A 15947-nucleotide genomic window follows, 5' to 3' on the forward strand; every position below is an offset into this window, starting at 1 on the left:
ATTCTTATGGATAAATTGATTATTACCGGCGGTGCCCGCCTTGATGGCGAGATTCGCATCTCCGGTGCAAAAAACTCCGCCTTGCCGATCCTGGCAGCGACCCTGCTGTGTGATGGCCCGGTCACCGTGGCCAACCTGCCGCACTTGCACGACATCACCACCATGATCGAGCTGTTCGGTCGCATGGGCATCGAGCCTGTGATCGACGAAAAGCTGTCGGTCGAAATTGACCCGCGCACCATCAAGACCCTGATCGCCCCGTACGAATTGGTGAAAACCATGCGTGCATCGATCCTGGTGCTGGGTCCGATGGTTGCCCGTTTCGGCGAGGCCGAAGTGGCCCTGCCTGGCGGTTGCGCCATCGGCTCGCGTCCGGTGGACCTGCACATCCGTGGCCTTGAAGCCATGGGCGCAACCATCGACGTCGAAGGTGGCTACATCAAGGCCAAGGCGCCGGAAGGCGGTCTGCGTGGCGCCAGCTTCTTCTTTGATACCGTCAGCGTGACCGGTACCGAGAACATCATGATGGCCGCTGCCCTGGCGAACGGCCGCAGCGTCCTGCAGAACGCTGCGCGCGAGCCGGAAGTGGTCGACCTGGCCAACTTCCTGAACGCCATGGGCGCCAAGGTTTCCGGTGCTGGCACCGACACCATCACCATTGACGGTGTGGCCCGCCTGCACACGGCGACCTACAAGGTCATGCCCGACCGTATCGAAACCGGCACCTACCTGGTTGCCGCTGCCGTCACTGGCGGCCGCGTCAAGGTCAAGGACACCGATCCGACCATCCTGGAAGCGGTCCTCGAAAAACTGCGCGAAGCGGGTGCGGACATCACCACCGGCGAAGACTGGATCGAGCTGAACATGCACGGCAAGCGGCCTAAGGCCGTCAACGTGCGTACCGCTCCGTACCCGGCGTTCCCGACCGACATGCAGGCTCAGTTCATTTCCCTGAACGCGATTGCCGAAGGCACCGGTGCCGTGATCGAGACCATCTTCGAAAACCGTTTCATGCACGTGTACGAACTGCACCGCATGGGCGCGAAGATCCAGGTTGAAGGCAACACCGCCATCGTCACCGGTATCGACAAGCTCAAGGGCGCGCCAGTGATGGCCACCGACCTGCGTGCGTCGGCCAGCCTGGTGATTTCGGCACTGTGCGCCGACGGCGACACCCTGATCGACCGCATCTACCATATTGACCGTGGCTACGAGTGCATCGAAGAAAAACTGCAGATGCTCGGCGCGAAAATCCGCCGCGTACCGGGCTAGTCCCAAACGCTAGTGTAGTGAGCGGGCTTGCCCCGCGCTGGAGGGCGCAGCGCTCCCAAGATTTTTAGGGCTGCTTCGCAACCCAGTGCGGGGCAGGCCCGCTCACTACAGAAGCTTGCTGTGAATTTGTTTCAAATCGAGGCTGTCATGGCCTCGATCTGTGTCCGGCGCCGTTTGCGACCGGACCGCAATAGCCTGATGAAGGACTGACGTTTCCCATGTTGACCATCGCACTGTCCAAGGGCCGCATCCTTGACGACACTTTGCCGCTTCTGGCTGAAGCGGGCATCGTGCCGACCGAGAATCCGGACAAGAGCCGCAAGCTGATCATCCCCACGACCCAGGACGACGTTCGCCTTTTGATCGTGCGGGCTACCGACGTGCCGACCTACGTTGAACATGGCGCGGCCGACCTGGGCGTCGCCGGTAAGGACGTGCTGATGGAATACGGCGGCCAGGGCCTGTACGAGCCCCTGGACCTGCGCATCGCCCTGTGCAAGCTGATGACCGCCGGCCGTGTCGGTGACGTCGAGCCCAAAGGCCGTCTGCGTGTGGCGACCAAGTTCGTCAACGTCGCCAAGCGCTATTACGCCGAGCAAGGCCGCCAGGTCGACATCATCAAGCTCTACGGCTCCATGGAGCTGGCTCCGCTGATTGGCCTGGCCGACAAGATCATCGATGTGGTCGACACCGGTAATACCCTGCGTGCCAACGGTCTTGAACCACAAGAATTCATTGCCGACATCAGCTCTCGCCTGATCGTCAACAAAGCATCGATGAAGATGCAGCACGCCCGTATCCAGGCGTTGATCGACACCCTGCGCAAGGCAGTGGAGTCGCGACACCGCGGTTGACCTACCCGCGTAGCTGAAAGGCTGCGCCCGTCTATCCGCCTCATAGCCAGAATTCTCAGGTGCCCAAGCGGAAACGACTGCTAGTTTAGGGCGCCTGAGTTTTTGCCAATTCTATTGAGGCCCTCGCTATGACCACGTCCACTGCAATTGCCCGACTCAACGCTGCCGACCCGGATTTCGCCCATCATCTGGATCATCTGCTGAGCTGGGAAAGTGTGTCCGACGAGTCGGTCAACGGGCGAGTACTCGACATCATCAAGGCCGTGCGCGAGCGCGGTGATGCGGCGCTGGTGGATTTCACCCGGCAGTTCGACGGCCTCGATGTGGCGTCGATGTCCGACCTGATCCTGCCCCGCGAACGCCTGGAGCTGGCCCTGACGCGCATCACCGCCGCGCAGCGTGAAGCGCTGGAAGTGGCGGCGACGCGGGTGCGCAGCTACCACGAAAAGCAGAAGCAGGATTCGTGGAGCTACACCGAGGCCGACGGCACCGTGCTGGGCCAGAAGGTCACGCCGCTGGACCGTGCCGGCCTGTACGTGCCGGGCGGCAAGGCGTCGTACCCGTCGTCGGTGTTGATGAATGCGATTCCGGCCAAGGTTGCCGGCGTGACCGAAGTGGTCATGGTCGTACCGACCCCGCGCGGCGAAATCAATGAACTGGTACTGGCCGCCGCGTGCATCGCCGGTGTCGACCGCGTGTTTACCATCGGCGGCGCCCAGGCTGTTGCGGCCTTGGCCTATGGCACCGAAAGCGTGCCGAAGGTCGACAAGGTGGTCGGCCCCGGCAACATCTACGTTGCCACTGCCAAGCGCCACGTGTTTGGCCAGGTCGGCATCGATATGATTGCAGGCCCGTCGGAAATCCTTGTGGTGTGTGACGGCCAGACCGACCCGGACTGGATCGCCATGGACCTGTTCTCCCAGGCCGAGCACGACGAAGACGCCCAGGCGATCTTGGTCAGCCCGGATGCGGAGTTCCTCGACAAGGTTGCCGCCAGCATCGACAAGCTGCTGCCGACCATGGACCGCGCCGAGATCATCGAGAAGTCGATCAATGGCCGTGGTGCACTGATCCTGGTACGCGACATGGAGCAGGCCATCGAAGTGGCCAACCGTATCGCGCCGGAGCACCTGGAGCTGTCTGTGGCCGACCCACAGGCCTGGCTGCCATCGATTCGCCACGCCGGTGCGATCTTCATGGGCCGCCACACCAGCGAAGCCCTGGGCGACTACTGCGCGGGCCCGAACCACGTGTTGCCGACGTCCGGCACCGCACGCTTTTCGTCGCCGCTGGGGGTTTATGACTTCCAGAAGCGTTCGTCGATCATTTTCTGCTCGCCACAAGGCGCGTCCGAGCTGGGCAAGACCGCCTCGGTGCTGGCCCGTGGTGAATCGCTGAGCGCACACGCACGTAGCGCCGAATATCGCATCGTCAAGGGAGAGTGAGGCATGAGCAAATTCTGGAGCCCCTTCGTCAAGGACCTCGTACCTTACGTGCCGGGTGAACAACCGAAGCTGACCAAACTGGTCAAGCTCAACACCAACGAAAACCCCTACGGGCCATCGCCCAAGGCGTTGGCGGCAATGCAGGCCGAGTTGAACGACAACCTGCGCCTGTACCCGGACCCCAACAGCGACCTGCTCAAGCAGGCGGTGGCCAAGTACTACGGCGTGGATGCCGGCAAGGTATTTCTCGGCAACGGTTCCGATGAAGTCCTCGCGCACATCTTCCACGGCCTGTTCCAACACGACTTGCCGCTGCTGTTCCCGGACATCAGCTACAGCTTCTATCCGGTTTACTGCGGCCTGTATGGCATCACGTTCGAACCGGTGCCGCTGGACGAGCAGTTCCAGATCCGTGTGGCGGACTACGCCAGGCCCAACGGCGGGATTATCTTCCCCAACCCCAACGCGCCGACGGGCTGCGTGCTCGCGCTGGATGCGGTGGAGCAGATCGTCAAGGCCAGCCCGGATTCGGTGGTGGTGGTTGATGAGGCCTACATCGACTTCGGCGGTGAAAGCGCCATCAGCCTGGTGGATCGCTATCCGAACCTGCTGGTGACCCAGACCCTGTCCAAATCGCGCTCACTGGCCGGTTTGCGCGTGGGCCTGGCCGTGGGCCACCCGGACCTGATTGAGGCGCTGGAGCGGGTCAAGAACAGCTTCAACTCGTATCCCCTGGATCGCCTGGCGATTGTCGGCGCAGCGGCGGCGTTTGAAGACCGTGAGTACTTCGAGAAAACCTGCCAGTTGGTGATCGACAGCCGCAACACCGTCGTCGCGCAGCTGGAAGGTAAAGGCTTTGAAGTATTGCCGTCGGCGGCCAACTTCATCTTTGCCCGTCACCCCAAGCACGACGCTGCCGGCCTGGCGGCCAAGTTGCGTGAGCAGGGTGTGATCGTGCGGCACTTCAAGCAGGAGCGGATTGCCCAGTTCCTGCGGATCAGCATCGGTACGCCGGAGCAGAACCAGGCGTTGATCGATGGGCTAGGCGAGCTTTAATTCTCGGTTGGCTTGACGGGCCCCATCGCGGGCAAGCCCGCTCCCACATTGGAATGCAATTCCCTGTGGGAGCTGGCTTGCCCGCGATGAGGTCATCAGCGACACCGCACGGTTAAAGCAATGGCTCATCCGGCTTCTTGTTCTTCCAGCCATCATTGCCCGGTAGCAGCAGGTTCAAGCCAATCGCTACCACCGCACACAGGGCGATGCCCTTCAGGCCGAAATCGTCCGGGCCGGTGCCGGTGCCGACCAGCACACCGCCAATCCCGAACACCAACGTCACCGAGACGATCACCAGGTTGCGCGCTTCGCCCAGGTCGATCTTGTGGCGGATCAACGTGTTCATCCCCACCGCTGCAATCGAACCGAACAGCAGGCACAGAATCCCGCCCATTACCGGCACCGGGATGCTTTGCAGCAGTGCGCCGAACTTGCCGATAAACGCCAGGCTGATGGCAAACACCGCCGCCCAGGTCATGATTTTCGGGTTGTAGTTCTTGGTCAGCATCACCGCGCCAGTCACTTCGGCGTAGGTGGTGTTCGGTGGGCCGCCAAACAGGCCGGCGGCGGTGGTGGCGATGCCGTCACCCAGCAGGGTGCGATGCAGACCGGGCTTCTTCAGGTAGTCGCGACCGGTCACGCTGCCCACCGCAATCACGCCGCCGATATGCTCGATCGCCGGGGCCAGGGCCACCGGGACGATGAACAGGATCGCCTGCCAGTTGAACTCCGGTGCGGTGAAGTGGGGCAGGGCGAACCAGGGGGCCGCGGCGATCTTCGCCGTGTCGACCACGCCAAAGTAGAACGACATGGCAAAGCCCACCAGCACGCCGGAAATGATCGGCACCAGGCGGAAGATGCCTTTGCCGAACACCGCCACGATCAGCGTGGTCAGCAGTGCCGGCATCGAGATCATCATCGCCGTCTGGTAGTGGATCAACTCGGCGCCATCGCCGGATTTACCCATCGCCATGTTCGCGGCAATCGGCGCCATGGCCAGGCCGATGGAGATAATCACCGGCCCGATCACGACTGGAGGCAGCAGACGGTCAATAAACCCGGTGCCCTTGATCTTCACGGCCAGGCCAAGGAAGGTGTAGACGAAACCGGCCGCCATCACGCCGCCCATGGTCGCTGCGAGGCCGAACTGGCCCTTGGCGAGAATGATCGGTGTGATAAACGCAAAGCTCGACGCCAGGAAGACCGGCACCTGCCGCCCTGTGACCACCTGGAACAACAAGGTGCCCAGGCCTGCGGTAAACAGTGCAACGTTTGGATCAAGACCTGTGATCAGCGGCATCAACACCAGCGCGCCAAATGCCACGAAGAGCATTTGTGCGCCAGACAGGATCTGGCGCCAAAGCGGGTCGTTGAATTCATCCTGCATGCTCACGCGTCCTTCTGCTTGGTGCCGAAGATCTTGTCGCCGGCGTCGCCCAGGCCCGGGATGATGTAGCCGTGTTCGTTCAGGCGCTCGTCGATGGACGCGGTGTAGATCTGCACGTCCGGGTGGGCCTTCTCGACCGCGGCGATACCTTCCGGCGCGGCGACCAGCACCATGGCGCGGATGTCTTTGCAGCCGGCTTTTTTCAGCAGGTCGATGGTGGCGACCATGGAGCTGCCGGTGGCGAGCATCGGGTCGATGATCATCGCCAGGCGCTCGTCGATTTCCGGGACGAGTTTTTCCAGGTAGGTGTGCGCCTCCAGCGTTTCTTCATTGCGGGCGACGCCCACGGCGCTGACCTTGGCGCCCGGGATCAGGCTGAGCACACCTTCGAGCATGCCGATACCGGCACGCAGGATCGGGACGACGGTGATTTTCTTACCGGCGATTTTCTCGACCTGGACAGGACCGGCCCAACCAGGAATCTCGTAGCTCTCCAGGGGCAAATCCTTGGTGGCTTCGTAAGTGAGCAGCGCTCCGACTTCCTGAGCAAGCTCACGGAAATTCTTCGTGCTAATGTCGGCGCGGCGCATAAGGCCGAGTTTGTGTCGGATCAGCGGGTGGCGGATCTCGCGAGTGGGCATGGGAAAGGCTCCGGCGGCGGGCAAAAAAACCGGCCTAGATTAATCTATCCGAGGGTGTTGTCCTATAGACATCTAGTACGTTAGTCCATTAGCGCTTGATCGGAGCGCACGAGAAGCGTACCTTCGCCCGCTTTTCTTGCCACAGCACCCCCTTGGAGAGCGCCATGTCCGCTGATCTCGAGCATATCCGTCAAATCATGCGCGAGGCTGACTGCCTGTACACCGAAGCGCAAGTCGAAGAGGCGATCGCCAAGGTCGGCGCGCACATCAGCCGCGAAATGGCCGACACCAACCCGGTGGTTTTCTGTGTGATGAACGGCGGCCTGATCTTTGCCGGCAAATTGCTCACCCACCTGCAATTCCCGCTGGAAGCGTCCTACCTGCACGCCACCCGTTATCGCAATGAAACCAGCGGCGGCGATCTGTTCTGGAAAGCCAAGCCGGAAGTCTCGTTCATCGACCGTGACGTGCTGATCATCGACGACATCCTCGACGAAGGTCACACCCTGGGCGCGATCATCGACTTCTGCAAACACGCAGGCGCGCGCAAAGTGCATACCGCCGTGCTGATCGACAAAGATCACGACCGCAAGGCCCGCCCAGAACTGAAAGCCGATTTCGTCGGCCTGCCATGTGTTGACCGCTACATCTTCGGTTACGGCATGGACTACAAGGGCTACTGGCGCAATGCCAATGGCATCTATGCCGTCAAAGGCATGTAAACGCGCTGCATCAGGTGCAGGGCCGGCATGCTAGAGTGCCTGGCCCTGCGTCTGGAGCTTTCCATGAGCCTGTTGATTCGCACCTGCGCCGTCCTGGCGCTGACCCTCAGCCTGCCCCTGGCTGCCGCCCCTGCACCGATGCATAGCCAATTCCTGCCGCCGGATGACCTGAGCCTGCGTGCCGGAACTCCCGACCAGCAGCAGTTGCTGCAAGTCACTGAGTATGCGGTGGTGGTGGGTAACCAGCGTCAGTCCACTCAGCAACCGATCCCGGTGACTTCGCCGTTGATGATCCGCCTCAAGGGCAAGTCCCTGAACAAAGGCGCGACCATCAATCAGGTGGTGCTCAATTTCGACGCTGAAAGCAAAAGCCTGAAAAAACCTGCGTATGACGACAAGAGCAAGACGTTGACCTTGTCGTATCCGGTGGCCCAATACCGCGTGATCGTCGACCTGCTGCGTAATGACACCTTGTATGTGCAATTCCTCAGTTACGCCAACGGCCACATCTGGGCGGACTTACACACCGGTGCCGTTCGTACCAAATAGCCAGAACACTGAGGATCCAAATGTGGGAGCGGGCTTGCTCGCGAAAGCGGTGGGTCAGTCGATAAATGCTTCAACTGATATACCGCTTTCGCGAGCAAGCCCGCTCCCACATTGGACCTCCAGCGCTTTCGAAGGCGGCGTCTCGCAGGTAGACTTCCAGTCCCGTGTAAATGTCTGCAGGCTGGAGTCGGTAATGCGTAAAGATAAGAAACAGGTGATTGGTGACGAGATCGGTGATGATCAGATCAAGTTGTTCCTGGACTTCGAGCCGGTCGACGCGACTTCCCCGTCCCTGCACAAACTGATCAAGGCTTACCGTGGCTTGCGCATCGACGACTTCGAGCGTTTCCTGGGTTTCTTCAAGGAAGCCGGCCTGGACCTCGATGGCAAGGACGAACATGGCCAGACCTTTGTCGACCTGGTCAAGGATCAGCGCAACGCCGATGAGTACATCGAACTGATCGAAAAAGCCCGCGGCTGATTTTCCGAGACATACAAAAACGCCCCGTCCTCATGCAGAGGGCGGGGCGTTTTTTATGGCTTCAAGGCCTCAAGCGTAGCTCTCGGTCTCGGCGGCAGGCTCCACCAGCTCCAGGCTGATGTTGTTCTGCGTGTTGATCTTGCGATACAGCTCGGCATCGGTCTCCAGGACTTTTTCCCGCGCGGGGAATATTTCCTGAAGCTTGGCAGCCCATTCACCGGCAGCTTTGCCGGGGAAGCATTTTTCGATCAGTTCCAGCATGATCGAAACGGTCACCGAAGCACCCGGGGATGCGCCCAGCAGTGCGGCCAGCGAGCCGTCCTTGGCCGCGACCAGCTCGGTGCCGAATTGCAGCACGCCGCCTTTCTTCGGGTCTTTCTTGATGATCTGCACCCGTTGGCCGGCCACTTCCAGGCGCCAGTCTTCGGCTTTCGCTTCAGGGTAGAAGCGACGCAGGGATTCCAGGCGCTGTTCCATGGACTGGCGCACTTCGCTGACCAGGTACTTGGTCAGGTCCATGTTGTCGCGGGCCACGGCCAGCATCGGGCCGATGTTGCCGGCGCGGATCGACAGTGGCAGGTCGAGGAACGAACCGTGCTTGAGGAACTTGGTGGTGAAGCCGGCGTAGGGCCCGAACAGCAGGGACTTCTTGCCATCGACCACACGGGTGTCCAGGTGTGGCACGGACATCGGCGGCGAACCCACGGCAGCCTGGCTGTAGACCTTGGCCTGGTGGTGCTTGACCACTTCCGGGTTGTCGCAACGCAGCCACTGGCCGCTGACCGGGAAACCGCCAAAGCCTTTGCTTTCTTCGATCCCCGAGGCTTGCAGCAGCGGCAGGGCCGCGCCACCGGCGCCGAGGAAGACAAACTTGGCGTCGACTTCACGGCTGTTGCCGCTGTTGACGTCCTTGATGCTCACGGTCCAGCCAGCGCCATTGCGCTTGAGGCCGGTGACGCGCTTGCAGTACTTGACCTGGGCATCCGGCGAGCTGGTCAGGTGACCCAGCAGCTGGTTGGTCAGGGCGCCGAAGTTGACGTCGGTGCCGTTGAGTACGCGGGTGGCGGCGATTTTTTCGTCGAGCGGGCGGCCCGGCATCATCAGCGGCATCCACTCGGCCATCTCGGCGCGGTCTTCGGTGTAGTGCATGTCCGAAAATGCGTGATGGCGGCTGAGGGAGTCAAAGCGCTTCTTGAGGAACTCCACGCCTTTTTCGCCCTGTACGAAGCTCAGGTGTGGCACCGGGCTGATAAAGGACTTGGACGAGCCAAAGGTGCCCTTTTTGGTCAGGTACGCCCAGAACTGCTTCGACACCTCGAACTGGGTGTTGATGTGCACGGCTTTCTTGATGTCGATGGAGCCATCGGCGGCCTGCGGCGTGTAGTTCAGCTCACACAGCCCGGCGTGACCGGTGCCGGCGTTGTTCCACGGGTTGGAACTTTCCGCGGCACCCGAATCCATCAGCTCAACGACTTCCAGCTTGAGGCCGGGGTCGAGCTCTTTAAGCAGTACGGCCAGGGTGGCACTCATGATGCCGGCCCCTACCAGTACTACGTCGACTGCTTCGTTATGCGCCATTTAACGCGTCTCCAAAATCTGCAGCACCAAATTGACGGCATGGCTGCCAGGAGTGACGGGGCGGTTCACGTGTTGCCCCAGGATACTCATGGCCAGGATCGCCATGTCCGTTTCGCAATTCTTTGCAACTTCAGCACACGCTTCCTGCCGGGCCAATCCGCCTATGAACGCATTCATGGCCGCCTGTGGCAATTCGACTTATGGTCAAAGCGTGTGATTCGTGCAACCAATCCGTAGCGGACAGGCTCAAGCTCCGGTTTTTGAGGAGGGCTCGGTCCTGTGTGGTTGGGCTGTTAAAGACGCTGATGGTGCTTGTACACACGCCAAACTATTCATTTGCTCGCCACACTCTTGTGAAGTTGTGAAAACCCGTTTTTTTCACGCTCTTTTGAAGACGTGAACCTCAAAAAAGGGCTGCCTCAGCCTGGCACCTGGCCCGGATTGCTTGCCGACAGGCGGCAAAAACGGGCAAACAACTCAAGTGGCCGAGCGCAATGGCAGCTCTGGCAGATTCGATATAAAGAAGGGGTGGTTTGCAACGAAAGCAGCAAGCACGCCAGCTCTATTCGATCTGTGTGGGCGGCTCTCTGTGGGCGATTGGGGGGTTAATACCGAGGCATTAACGATGTTGCGGGGCCCGATCAGGAGACGTCCTTATAATCGGGGGGAGATTGTAGCGAAGAACGCCAAGGAAATGGGCGTGTTTTATGACTTTTATTAGGTGTTCGGTCAGGCGGCCAACGGCTGGTGCCGGGGCGACTGCGCCGCACGCGGGCTGACGCGGGCCCGGGCTGGCAGCGGGCGGTGCATCCAGCTCAGGCGGATCTCGTCGATTTCCACCCAGCCATTGCCCACCGGCGGCTGGTCGCACTCCTTGAATGCCTGGCAGCGGCCTTGTGCATCGAGCAGGGCAAACTGGCGAAGGGCGGGCTTGCGCACGAACAATGACCAGAGAAAATTCATGGTGATCAACCTCCTGAGATTGAGGCCAAGCTTGCCTGCGGGGGATGACGAGCGGATGTATCGGCTGTGACATATCGGTGACAGCGAACCGCCGCCGCCCTTGCGGGTCTCAGGTTGTAACTGATGCTAGTTCCGGGCAGTGGCGCACCGCTATACTGCCGGCCTGTCGGTACTTGATTTCTGGAGAGAAGCGCATGTTGCAACGCCTGTTGTTCGGTTTGATCACTGTGACCAGCTTGACCCTGGTTGGCTGCGCCAACAGCCCGCAACAACTCAGCCCGCAACCGAAGCTCACCACGCAGCTGGCGCCAGTGGGCCACGGCCAGCCGGTTTCGGTGCGTGTGGTGGACGGCCGTCCGTCGCCAACCCTGGGTTCCCGCGGTGGCTTGTACCCGGAGACTGCGCTGATTTCGGTCACTGGCCAGGACGTGCTGCCCAAGCTGCAAGCCCAGGCTGAAGCGGCCGTGCGCCTTCTGGGCTTCACGCCGAGCCCCAACGCGCCGGGCGCCCCGCAACTGACCATCACCCTGGCCGAGCTGAAATATCAGTCGCCCAAGGAAGGCCTGTACGTGACCGAAGCCTCCATCGGCGCGACGTTCAAGTCCGACGTCACCGCCGGCACCCGTCGCTACAGCGGCCGCTACGGCGCATCGTTGAACCAGCGTTTCGGTATGTCGCCGAACCAGGAAACCAACACCAAGCTGGTCAGCGACGTGTTGAGCGATGCCTTGACCCGCCTGTTCAAGGACCCAAGCATCGGTTCGTTGCTCAGTTCGCAATAACCGATCCAAAAAACCGGGCCCAGTGATGGGCCCGGTTTTTTTACGCCTTGAGTTTCACGCGGCGGTGTCGATACAGAAGTCCAGCAGGCTCACGCCGGTCAACAAGTCCGCTTCCGGCAAGTCCGCATGCTGGTGCCCGCCGAGGGCGCAATACACCAGCCAATGACGATCCTGAACGTTGAATGCCAGGCCGCCGATCAGCGCCTCTTGTTCATCGCTTTGGGTGATCAGATACAGCCGATCCTGGTTGTTTGCGTGCAGCATGACAAGCTCCCGAACGTTCGAAGGGCAACAGAGTGGCTTGTTAAGGTGACGTTCAGGTGACGCTGTAAATTACTGGCTACATTAGCCGTCCATGCTGGGAATGAAACATGAGTGGCGCAAGATGCCACTGCGTCCGGATAGGTATCCGAACTGATACCCAGGCACTGTTTTCCCGAGGTTTGCGATGGCGCTGCCCGCTCTATTGATCAATGTTGTTGCCTTGGCGGTGGCGCTCCCGGGTTCGGCGCTGCTGGCCATTACCCGCCTGCGCGAGCAACGCGCCATGGCCGACCTGACCGCACAAGGCGAAGATCGCGCTATCGACCAGCCGATGTTGTTTCTGGATGTACGCACCGAACGGGCGCATCGAGTGGCTTACCGCATAGGGTTCGCCTGCCTGGGCTTGGCGCTGGCTATTTCCTGGCTCAGCACCCACCTCTAAAACACACTACAAAACAAATGTGGGAGCGTGCTTGCTCGCGAATGCGGTGGGTCAGTAACAAATCTAGTGACTGACACTCCGCATTCGCGAGCAAGCCCGCTCCCACACAAGCCCGCTCCCACATGTTCGTCTAGAGCGGAATGCCAGCCTTGACCCGGTACTGGTTGCGCACCGGCGTGGCGTACTGCACCACCAGGAATGGCCGATGTTCAGCCGGGCATTCGTGCAAGCGTCGCTCCCACTCGGCCTTCGCCTTCGCCAGCTCATCGGCCGGGAATACCTCGGCGGCCGTCGGCACCTGCAACTGCGGATCAGCCTCGCTCCACTGCGCGTACGCCAGGTAGTGCACCGGGAACAACCGATAACCGCCGAGAATCTGCCGGTCCATTTCCATGGCCAGCACCTTGGTGTCTTCGAACCGCTCGGTGATCGGCGGCGCGAAGTTCACGTGCACCCGGCCCTTGTAGCCGGTGATGCCCAGGGCAATGCTCACGTCATCTTCGCCCGGTGCCTTGCTGTAGGTGCCGGTGGTGGCGCGGATGTACAGCTCGCGGGCCTTGGCTGAATCGCACGGGTCGTATTCGTAGCTGATGGACACCGGCGTCAGGTTCAGCGACTGGATCACCTCGGCAAACGGCTCATCCTTGCGGCTGACATGGAACATCTTGAGGATCGCCGACTCGGTGCGATCATCCCCGTCCTTGGCTCGGCCCTCGGCCTGGGCGATCCAGATCGACTCGCCGTCATTGCGGATCGAATGGTTGATGTAGGCCGACAGCAGGTTGAACGCCGCCATCTTCTCCTTTCGCCCACTGATTGAGCGGTGCACGATAAAGCTCTTGTTCAGGCGCATCAGGTCGCTGACAAACGGCTTTTGCAGCAGGTTGTCGCCGATGGCGATACGTGGCGTCGGCAGGCCGGCGTGGTATACGGCGTAGTTGACGAAGGCCGGGTCCATCACGATGTCGCGATGGTTGGCGAGGAACAGGTAGGCGGTGCCGGACTTGAGCTGCTCGACGCCGGTGTAGGTCACGCCGTCGGTCGCGCGGTCGATGGTATGGTCGACGTAGTACTCGACTTTGTCTTGCAGCGTGGCCACGGTGGTGACGCCGGCAAATTCACGGCGCAGCTTGCGGGCGATCATCGGCTTGAGCAGCCAGCCCAGGGCGCCGGCAAAGCGCGGGAAACGGAAGTGGGTCAGGATGTCCAGAAAGGCCTTGTCACTGAACAGCCGGTCCAGCACTGCCGGGACTTCGCTGTCGTTGTAAGGTCGGATGGTATCGAATTGGCCCATCATGCTCTCTTGTTAGAAACGGCTAGGGTAAGTAGAGGAAATACCAGGGTACGGTCCGGGTAATGGGCCCGGCCGAAAATAACCCTGTAAATAGACCGGCGATTATACGCACAAGTCACCTTGGAGGCCGCGATGGAAGAAGAGTCGTACGAATGTCCTTATTGTGGGGAGCTGGTCACGGCGCTGCTGGACCTGTCCGGGGGCGATCAGGAATATATAGAAGACTGCCCGGTGTGCTGCCGGCCGATCATTTTTGACCTGCAGGTGCACGGCGGCGAATGGATGCTGAACGTGCGCGGTGAAAACGAATAACAGGTGGGTCCATGCAGCGAATCTACGAGCCGGAAAACCTGATGGAAGGCGAGTTGTTGCAACAGATGCTCGCCAGCGAGGGCATCGAGGCGCATCTGGTCGGTCGGCATTTGCTCGGCGGCACGGGCGAGCTGCCGATCTTCGGCCTGCTGGGCCTGGAAGTGGATAACGACCAGGCCGCCAATGCCCGTGCGCTGATCACCGCCTATATCGGTGCGCAGCCCGTGGCGGGCGATGAACCCGACAGCTTCCCCGACGTGTTGGTCTGTTAGGCTGTCGGTCGGTTTACCCAAGAGTCGTGTTGCCCCATGTGTGGACGTTATGCCCTGTTTCGCTGGAATCCCTCCTTTGCTGCCTTGCCGGGCTTTCCGGCCGATCAGCAGGCCCAGTGGAACATTTCTCCGAATGACTCGGTGCTGATCCAGCGCGCCGACGCCGGCCAGCGTACCCTGGCCCGTGCCCGTTGGGGGTTGACGCCGCCGTGGCTGACTGACCTTTCGCGTACCCCCGCCCACGCTCGCGCCGAGACCCTTGCCGAACAACCGATGTTTCGCGAGGCATTTCGCCAGCGCCGCTGCCTGCTGCCGGCCAATGGGTTCTACGAATGGCGCGGAACCCAACGCAAGCGCCCGTACTGGCTGACGCCGGGGGAGGGCTCTACGCTGTTTTTTGCGGCGATCTGGGAAGCGTACCCGGTGCAGGAGCAGGTGTGGCTGAGCACGGCAGTGGTCACCCAGGCCGCGCAAAGCCAGCGGCGGCCGTTGATTCTGGATGCGGCAGGGCAGGAGGCGTGGCTCAATCCAGAGACGCCCTTGCACACGCTTCAGGCGTTGCTGGCCAGCGAGCCTGGCGCGTTGCGTGAGCGTGTGTTGGCCAATATGGTCAATGATCCGAAGCTGAACGGGCCGGAGTGTTTGACGCCCGGTTGAGCGGCATGTGAGATGTATCTGAAATTATCCGGCTACACGTCTGTTGTATCTGGCGCCAATACAAATGACCGCCTACGATACGCGCCATGTTTTCAGGGAGAGTGTTCATGAAGAAATCATTGGCAATAAACGTACTGGCAGCGGCGCTGTTGCTGGCTGGTTGCCAGTCGGTCAACACCACCAGCGGCGGCGCCGTCGGGGTTGAGCGCAAGCAATACATGTTCAGCATGCTGTCGAGTCAGGAAGTCGACCAGATGTATGCCCAGTCCTACCAGCAGACTTTGGGTGAAGCCAGCAGCAAGGGCCAGTTGGACAAGACCAGCACCAACGCCAAGCGCGTGCAGGCCATCGCCAACCGCTTGATCGCCCAGGCACCGACTTTCCGCCCCGATGCGGCGCAGTGGAAGTGGGAAGTGAACCTGATCAAGAGCGACGAGATGAACGCCAACTGCGGGCCTGGCGGCAAGATCTTTGTGTACAGCGCTTTGATCGACAACCTCAAGTTGACCGATGACGAACTGGCGGCGGTGATGGGTCATGAAATTGCCCACGCCTTGCGCGAGCACGGCCGCGAAGCCATGTCCAAGGCGTATGGCATCGAGATGGCGAAGCAGGGCGCAGGCGCGTTGTTCGGCCTGGGCCAGGACAGCCTGGCATTGGCCGATACCGTGGCCAACTACGGCATGACTTTGCCCAACAGCCGAGCCAATGAAAACGAGGCAGACTTGATCGGCCTGGAGCTGTCGGCTCGCGCCGGTTACAACCCAAATGCGGCGATCACGCTGTGGAACAAAATGGCCAAGGCTTCGGAAGGTGCGCCACCGGAGTTCATGAGCACTCACCCGGCGTCGGACAGCCGAATCGCCTCGTTGCAAGCGGCGATTCCAAAAGTGATGCCGTTGTATCAGCAGGCCAAGAAATCCTGATCTCCCAGTTCCTATAGCCCCCCAAATGTTGTGGGGGGCACCCCGTTAGC

At 60.9% G+C, this 15947-nt stretch carries 20 protein-coding genes; 13 read left to right on the top strand and 7 right to left on the bottom strand.

Annotation, left to right across the window (positions count from 1 at the left end; genetic code table 11):
- Nucleotides 1-6 precede the first annotated feature (6 nt).
- The 4 genes from murA to hisC all read left to right on the top strand — a co-directional run bounded on the left by murA (nucleotide 7) and on the right by hisC (nucleotide 4627).
- Nucleotides 7-1272, top strand: a complete 1266-nt coding sequence (gene murA / locus AC3ISR_RS04550; RefSeq protein ID WP_192297666.1) for a UDP-N-acetylglucosamine 1-carboxyvinyltransferase — start codon at nucleotides 7-9, stop codon at nucleotides 1270-1272.
- A 218-nt stretch (nucleotides 1273-1490) separates the two neighbouring features.
- The gene (hisG, locus tag AC3ISR_RS04555) at nucleotides 1491-2126 is read left to right on the top strand and encodes an ATP phosphoribosyltransferase (protein ID WP_010213102.1); all 636 of its coding nucleotides are present in this window, start codon (nucleotides 1491-1493) and stop codon (nucleotides 2124-2126) included.
- Between the two features lie 128 nt (nucleotides 2127-2254).
- On the top strand, nucleotides 2255-3571 hold the full coding sequence (gene hisD / locus AC3ISR_RS04560; protein ID WP_192297665.1) for a histidinol dehydrogenase: 1317 nt from the start codon (nucleotides 2255-2257) through the stop codon (nucleotides 3569-3571).
- A gap of 3 nt (nucleotides 3572-3574) precedes the next feature.
- On the top strand, nucleotides 3575-4627 hold the full coding sequence (gene hisC / locus AC3ISR_RS04565; RefSeq protein ID WP_192297664.1) for a histidinol-phosphate transaminase: 1053 nt from the start codon (nucleotides 3575-3577) through the stop codon (nucleotides 4625-4627).
- 112 nt (nucleotides 4628-4739) lie between these two features.
- Here the strand turns inward: hisC and AC3ISR_RS04570 are convergent, their stop codons facing one another.
- Nucleotides 4740-6014 carry a uracil-xanthine permease family protein gene (locus AC3ISR_RS04570; protein WP_192297663.1) on the bottom strand — a complete coding sequence of 425 codons (1275 nt, stop codon included), beginning with the start codon at nucleotides 6012-6014 and terminating at the stop codon, nucleotides 4740-4742.
- 2 nt (nucleotides 6015-6016) lie between these two features.
- Complete coding sequence (gene upp, locus AC3ISR_RS04575; RefSeq protein WP_192297662.1) at nucleotides 6017-6655, bottom strand: uracil phosphoribosyltransferase; 639 nt, start codon at nucleotides 6653-6655, stop codon at nucleotides 6017-6019.
- A gap of 164 nt (nucleotides 6656-6819) precedes the next feature.
- Between upp and AC3ISR_RS04580 the strand changes: the two genes are divergently transcribed.
- The 3 genes from AC3ISR_RS04580 (at nucleotide 6820) to AC3ISR_RS04590 (ending at nucleotide 8407) form a co-directional block, all read left to right on the top strand.
- A complete protein-coding gene (locus AC3ISR_RS04580) occupies nucleotides 6820-7377 on the top strand; it encodes a hypoxanthine-guanine phosphoribosyltransferase (protein ID WP_017738742.1) in 558 nt (185 codons plus the stop codon).
- Between the two features lie 63 nt (nucleotides 7378-7440).
- Nucleotides 7441-7926, top strand: coding sequence for a hypothetical protein (locus AC3ISR_RS04585; RefSeq protein ID WP_192297661.1), 486 nt, complete (start codon nucleotides 7441-7443; stop codon nucleotides 7924-7926).
- 193 nt (nucleotides 7927-8119) lie between these two features.
- The gene (locus tag AC3ISR_RS04590; RefSeq protein WP_192297660.1) at nucleotides 8120-8407 is read left to right on the top strand and encodes a PA4642 family protein; all 288 of its coding nucleotides are present in this window, start codon (nucleotides 8120-8122) and stop codon (nucleotides 8405-8407) included.
- Between the two features lie 69 nt (nucleotides 8408-8476).
- Here the strand turns inward: AC3ISR_RS04590 and mqo are convergent, their stop codons facing one another.
- From mqo to AC3ISR_RS04605, 3 genes are all read right to left on the bottom strand, one after another.
- Complete coding sequence (gene mqo / locus AC3ISR_RS04595) at nucleotides 8477-9985, bottom strand: malate dehydrogenase (quinone) (RefSeq protein ID WP_192297659.1); 1509 nt, start codon at nucleotides 9983-9985, stop codon at nucleotides 8477-8479.
- Nucleotides 9986-10162: a hypothetical protein gene (locus AC3ISR_RS04600; RefSeq protein ID WP_192297847.1), complete on the bottom strand. Its 177-nt coding sequence runs from the start codon at nucleotides 10160-10162 to the stop codon at nucleotides 9986-9988.
- Nucleotides 10163-10714: 552 nt separating this feature from the next.
- The gene (locus tag AC3ISR_RS04605; protein WP_192297658.1) at nucleotides 10715-10948 is read right to left on the bottom strand and encodes a hypothetical protein; all 234 of its coding nucleotides are present in this window, start codon (nucleotides 10946-10948) and stop codon (nucleotides 10715-10717) included.
- 194 nt (nucleotides 10949-11142) lie between these two features.
- On the opposite strand from AC3ISR_RS04605, the gene AC3ISR_RS04610 reads away from it, so the two are divergent.
- A complete protein-coding gene (locus AC3ISR_RS04610; protein ID WP_192297657.1) occupies nucleotides 11143-11730 on the top strand; it encodes a YajG family lipoprotein in 588 nt (195 codons plus the stop codon).
- A 54-nt stretch (nucleotides 11731-11784) separates the two neighbouring features.
- Here the strand turns inward: AC3ISR_RS04610 and AC3ISR_RS04615 are convergent, their stop codons facing one another.
- Nucleotides 11785-11994: a hypothetical protein gene (locus AC3ISR_RS04615; protein ID WP_192297656.1), complete on the bottom strand. Its 210-nt coding sequence runs from the start codon at nucleotides 11992-11994 to the stop codon at nucleotides 11785-11787.
- Between the two features lie 184 nt (nucleotides 11995-12178).
- Between AC3ISR_RS04615 and AC3ISR_RS04620 the strand changes: the two genes are divergently transcribed.
- Complete coding sequence (locus AC3ISR_RS04620) at nucleotides 12179-12436, top strand: hypothetical protein (protein ID WP_226456465.1); 258 nt, start codon at nucleotides 12179-12181, stop codon at nucleotides 12434-12436.
- A gap of 130 nt (nucleotides 12437-12566) precedes the next feature.
- On the opposite strand, the gene AC3ISR_RS04625 is transcribed toward AC3ISR_RS04620, so the two are convergent.
- Nucleotides 12567-13730 (bottom strand): 1-acyl-sn-glycerol-3-phosphate acyltransferase, encoded by a 1164-nt coding sequence (locus tag AC3ISR_RS04625; protein WP_192297654.1) that lies wholly within the window; start codon nucleotides 13728-13730, stop codon nucleotides 12567-12569.
- Nucleotides 13731-13862: 132 nt separating this feature from the next.
- Between AC3ISR_RS04625 and AC3ISR_RS04630 the strand changes: the two genes are divergently transcribed.
- The 4 genes from AC3ISR_RS04630 to AC3ISR_RS04645 all read left to right on the top strand — a co-directional run bounded on the left by AC3ISR_RS04630 (nucleotide 13863) and on the right by AC3ISR_RS04645 (nucleotide 15897).
- The gene (locus AC3ISR_RS04630; RefSeq protein WP_192297653.1) at nucleotides 13863-14042 is read left to right on the top strand and encodes a CPXCG motif-containing cysteine-rich protein; all 180 of its coding nucleotides are present in this window, start codon (nucleotides 13863-13865) and stop codon (nucleotides 14040-14042) included.
- Nucleotides 14043-14053: 11 nt separating this feature from the next.
- Entirely contained in the window at nucleotides 14054-14314 is a 261-nt protein-coding gene (locus AC3ISR_RS04635) for a putative signal transducing protein (protein ID WP_192297652.1), read from the top strand.
- 36 nt (nucleotides 14315-14350) lie between these two features.
- Nucleotides 14351-14971 carry an SOS response-associated peptidase gene (locus tag AC3ISR_RS04640; RefSeq protein WP_192297651.1) on the top strand — a complete coding sequence of 207 codons (621 nt, stop codon included), beginning with the start codon at nucleotides 14351-14353 and terminating at the stop codon, nucleotides 14969-14971.
- 107 nt (nucleotides 14972-15078) lie between these two features.
- Nucleotides 15079-15897 (top strand): M48 family metallopeptidase, encoded by an 819-nt coding sequence (locus tag AC3ISR_RS04645; RefSeq protein WP_192297650.1) that lies wholly within the window; start codon nucleotides 15079-15081, stop codon nucleotides 15895-15897.
- Nucleotides 15898-15947 lie beyond the last annotated feature (50 nt).

The sequence above is a fragment of the Pseudomonas sp. GL_117 genome (assembly GCF_057835125.1).

Bases quoted from the DNA above. Each gene is read 5' to 3' on its own strand.
- AC3ISR_RS04645 (WP_192297650.1), top strand. From the start codon at position 15,079: ATGAAGAAATCATTGGCAATAAACGTACTGGCAGCGGCGCTGTTGCTG.
- AC3ISR_RS04615 (WP_192297656.1), bottom strand. From the start codon at position 11,994: ATGCTGCACGCAAACAACCAGGATCGGCTGTATCTGATCACCCAAAGC.
- AC3ISR_RS04625 (WP_192297654.1), bottom strand. From the start codon at position 13,730: ATGGGCCAATTCGATACCATCCGACCTTACAACGACAGCGAAGTCCCG.
- upp (WP_192297662.1), bottom strand. From the start codon at position 6,655: ATGCCCACTCGCGAGATCCGCCACCCGCTGATCCGACACAAACTCGGC.
- AC3ISR_RS04630 (WP_192297653.1), top strand. From the start codon at position 13,863: ATGGAAGAAGAGTCGTACGAATGTCCTTATTGTGGGGAGCTGGTCACG.
- AC3ISR_RS04570 (WP_192297663.1), bottom strand. From the start codon at position 6,014: ATGCAGGATGAATTCAACGACCCGCTTTGGCGCCAGATCCTGTCTGGC.
- AC3ISR_RS04585 (WP_192297661.1), top strand. From the start codon at position 7,441: ATGAGCCTGTTGATTCGCACCTGCGCCGTCCTGGCGCTGACCCTCAGC.
- AC3ISR_RS04640 (WP_192297651.1), top strand. From the start codon at position 14,351: ATGTGTGGACGTTATGCCCTGTTTCGCTGGAATCCCTCCTTTGCTGCC.
- hisC (WP_192297664.1), top strand. From the start codon at position 3,575: ATGAGCAAATTCTGGAGCCCCTTCGTCAAGGACCTCGTACCTTACGTG.
- murA (WP_192297666.1), top strand. From the start codon at position 7: ATGGATAAATTGATTATTACCGGCGGTGCCCGCCTTGATGGCGAGATT.
- AC3ISR_RS04600 (WP_192297847.1), bottom strand. From the start codon at position 10,162: ATGAATGCGTTCATAGGCGGATTGGCCCGGCAGGAAGCGTGTGCTGAA.
- hisD (WP_192297665.1), top strand. From the start codon at position 2,255: ATGACCACGTCCACTGCAATTGCCCGACTCAACGCTGCCGACCCGGAT.
- AC3ISR_RS04605 (WP_192297658.1), bottom strand. From the start codon at position 10,948: ATGAATTTTCTCTGGTCATTGTTCGTGCGCAAGCCCGCCCTTCGCCAG.
- AC3ISR_RS04590 (WP_192297660.1), top strand. From the start codon at position 8,120: ATGCGTAAAGATAAGAAACAGGTGATTGGTGACGAGATCGGTGATGAT.
- mqo (WP_192297659.1), bottom strand. From the start codon at position 9,985: ATGGCGCATAACGAAGCAGTCGACGTAGTACTGGTAGGGGCCGGCATC.
- hisG (WP_010213102.1), top strand. From the start codon at position 1,491: ATGTTGACCATCGCACTGTCCAAGGGCCGCATCCTTGACGACACTTTG.
- AC3ISR_RS04620 (WP_226456465.1), top strand. From the start codon at position 12,179: ATGGCGCTGCCCGCTCTATTGATCAATGTTGTTGCCTTGGCGGTGGCG.
- AC3ISR_RS04635 (WP_192297652.1), top strand. From the start codon at position 14,054: ATGCAGCGAATCTACGAGCCGGAAAACCTGATGGAAGGCGAGTTGTTG.
- AC3ISR_RS04580 (WP_017738742.1), top strand. From the start codon at position 6,820: ATGTCCGCTGATCTCGAGCATATCCGTCAAATCATGCGCGAGGCTGAC.
- AC3ISR_RS04610 (WP_192297657.1), top strand. From the start codon at position 11,143: ATGTTGCAACGCCTGTTGTTCGGTTTGATCACTGTGACCAGCTTGACC.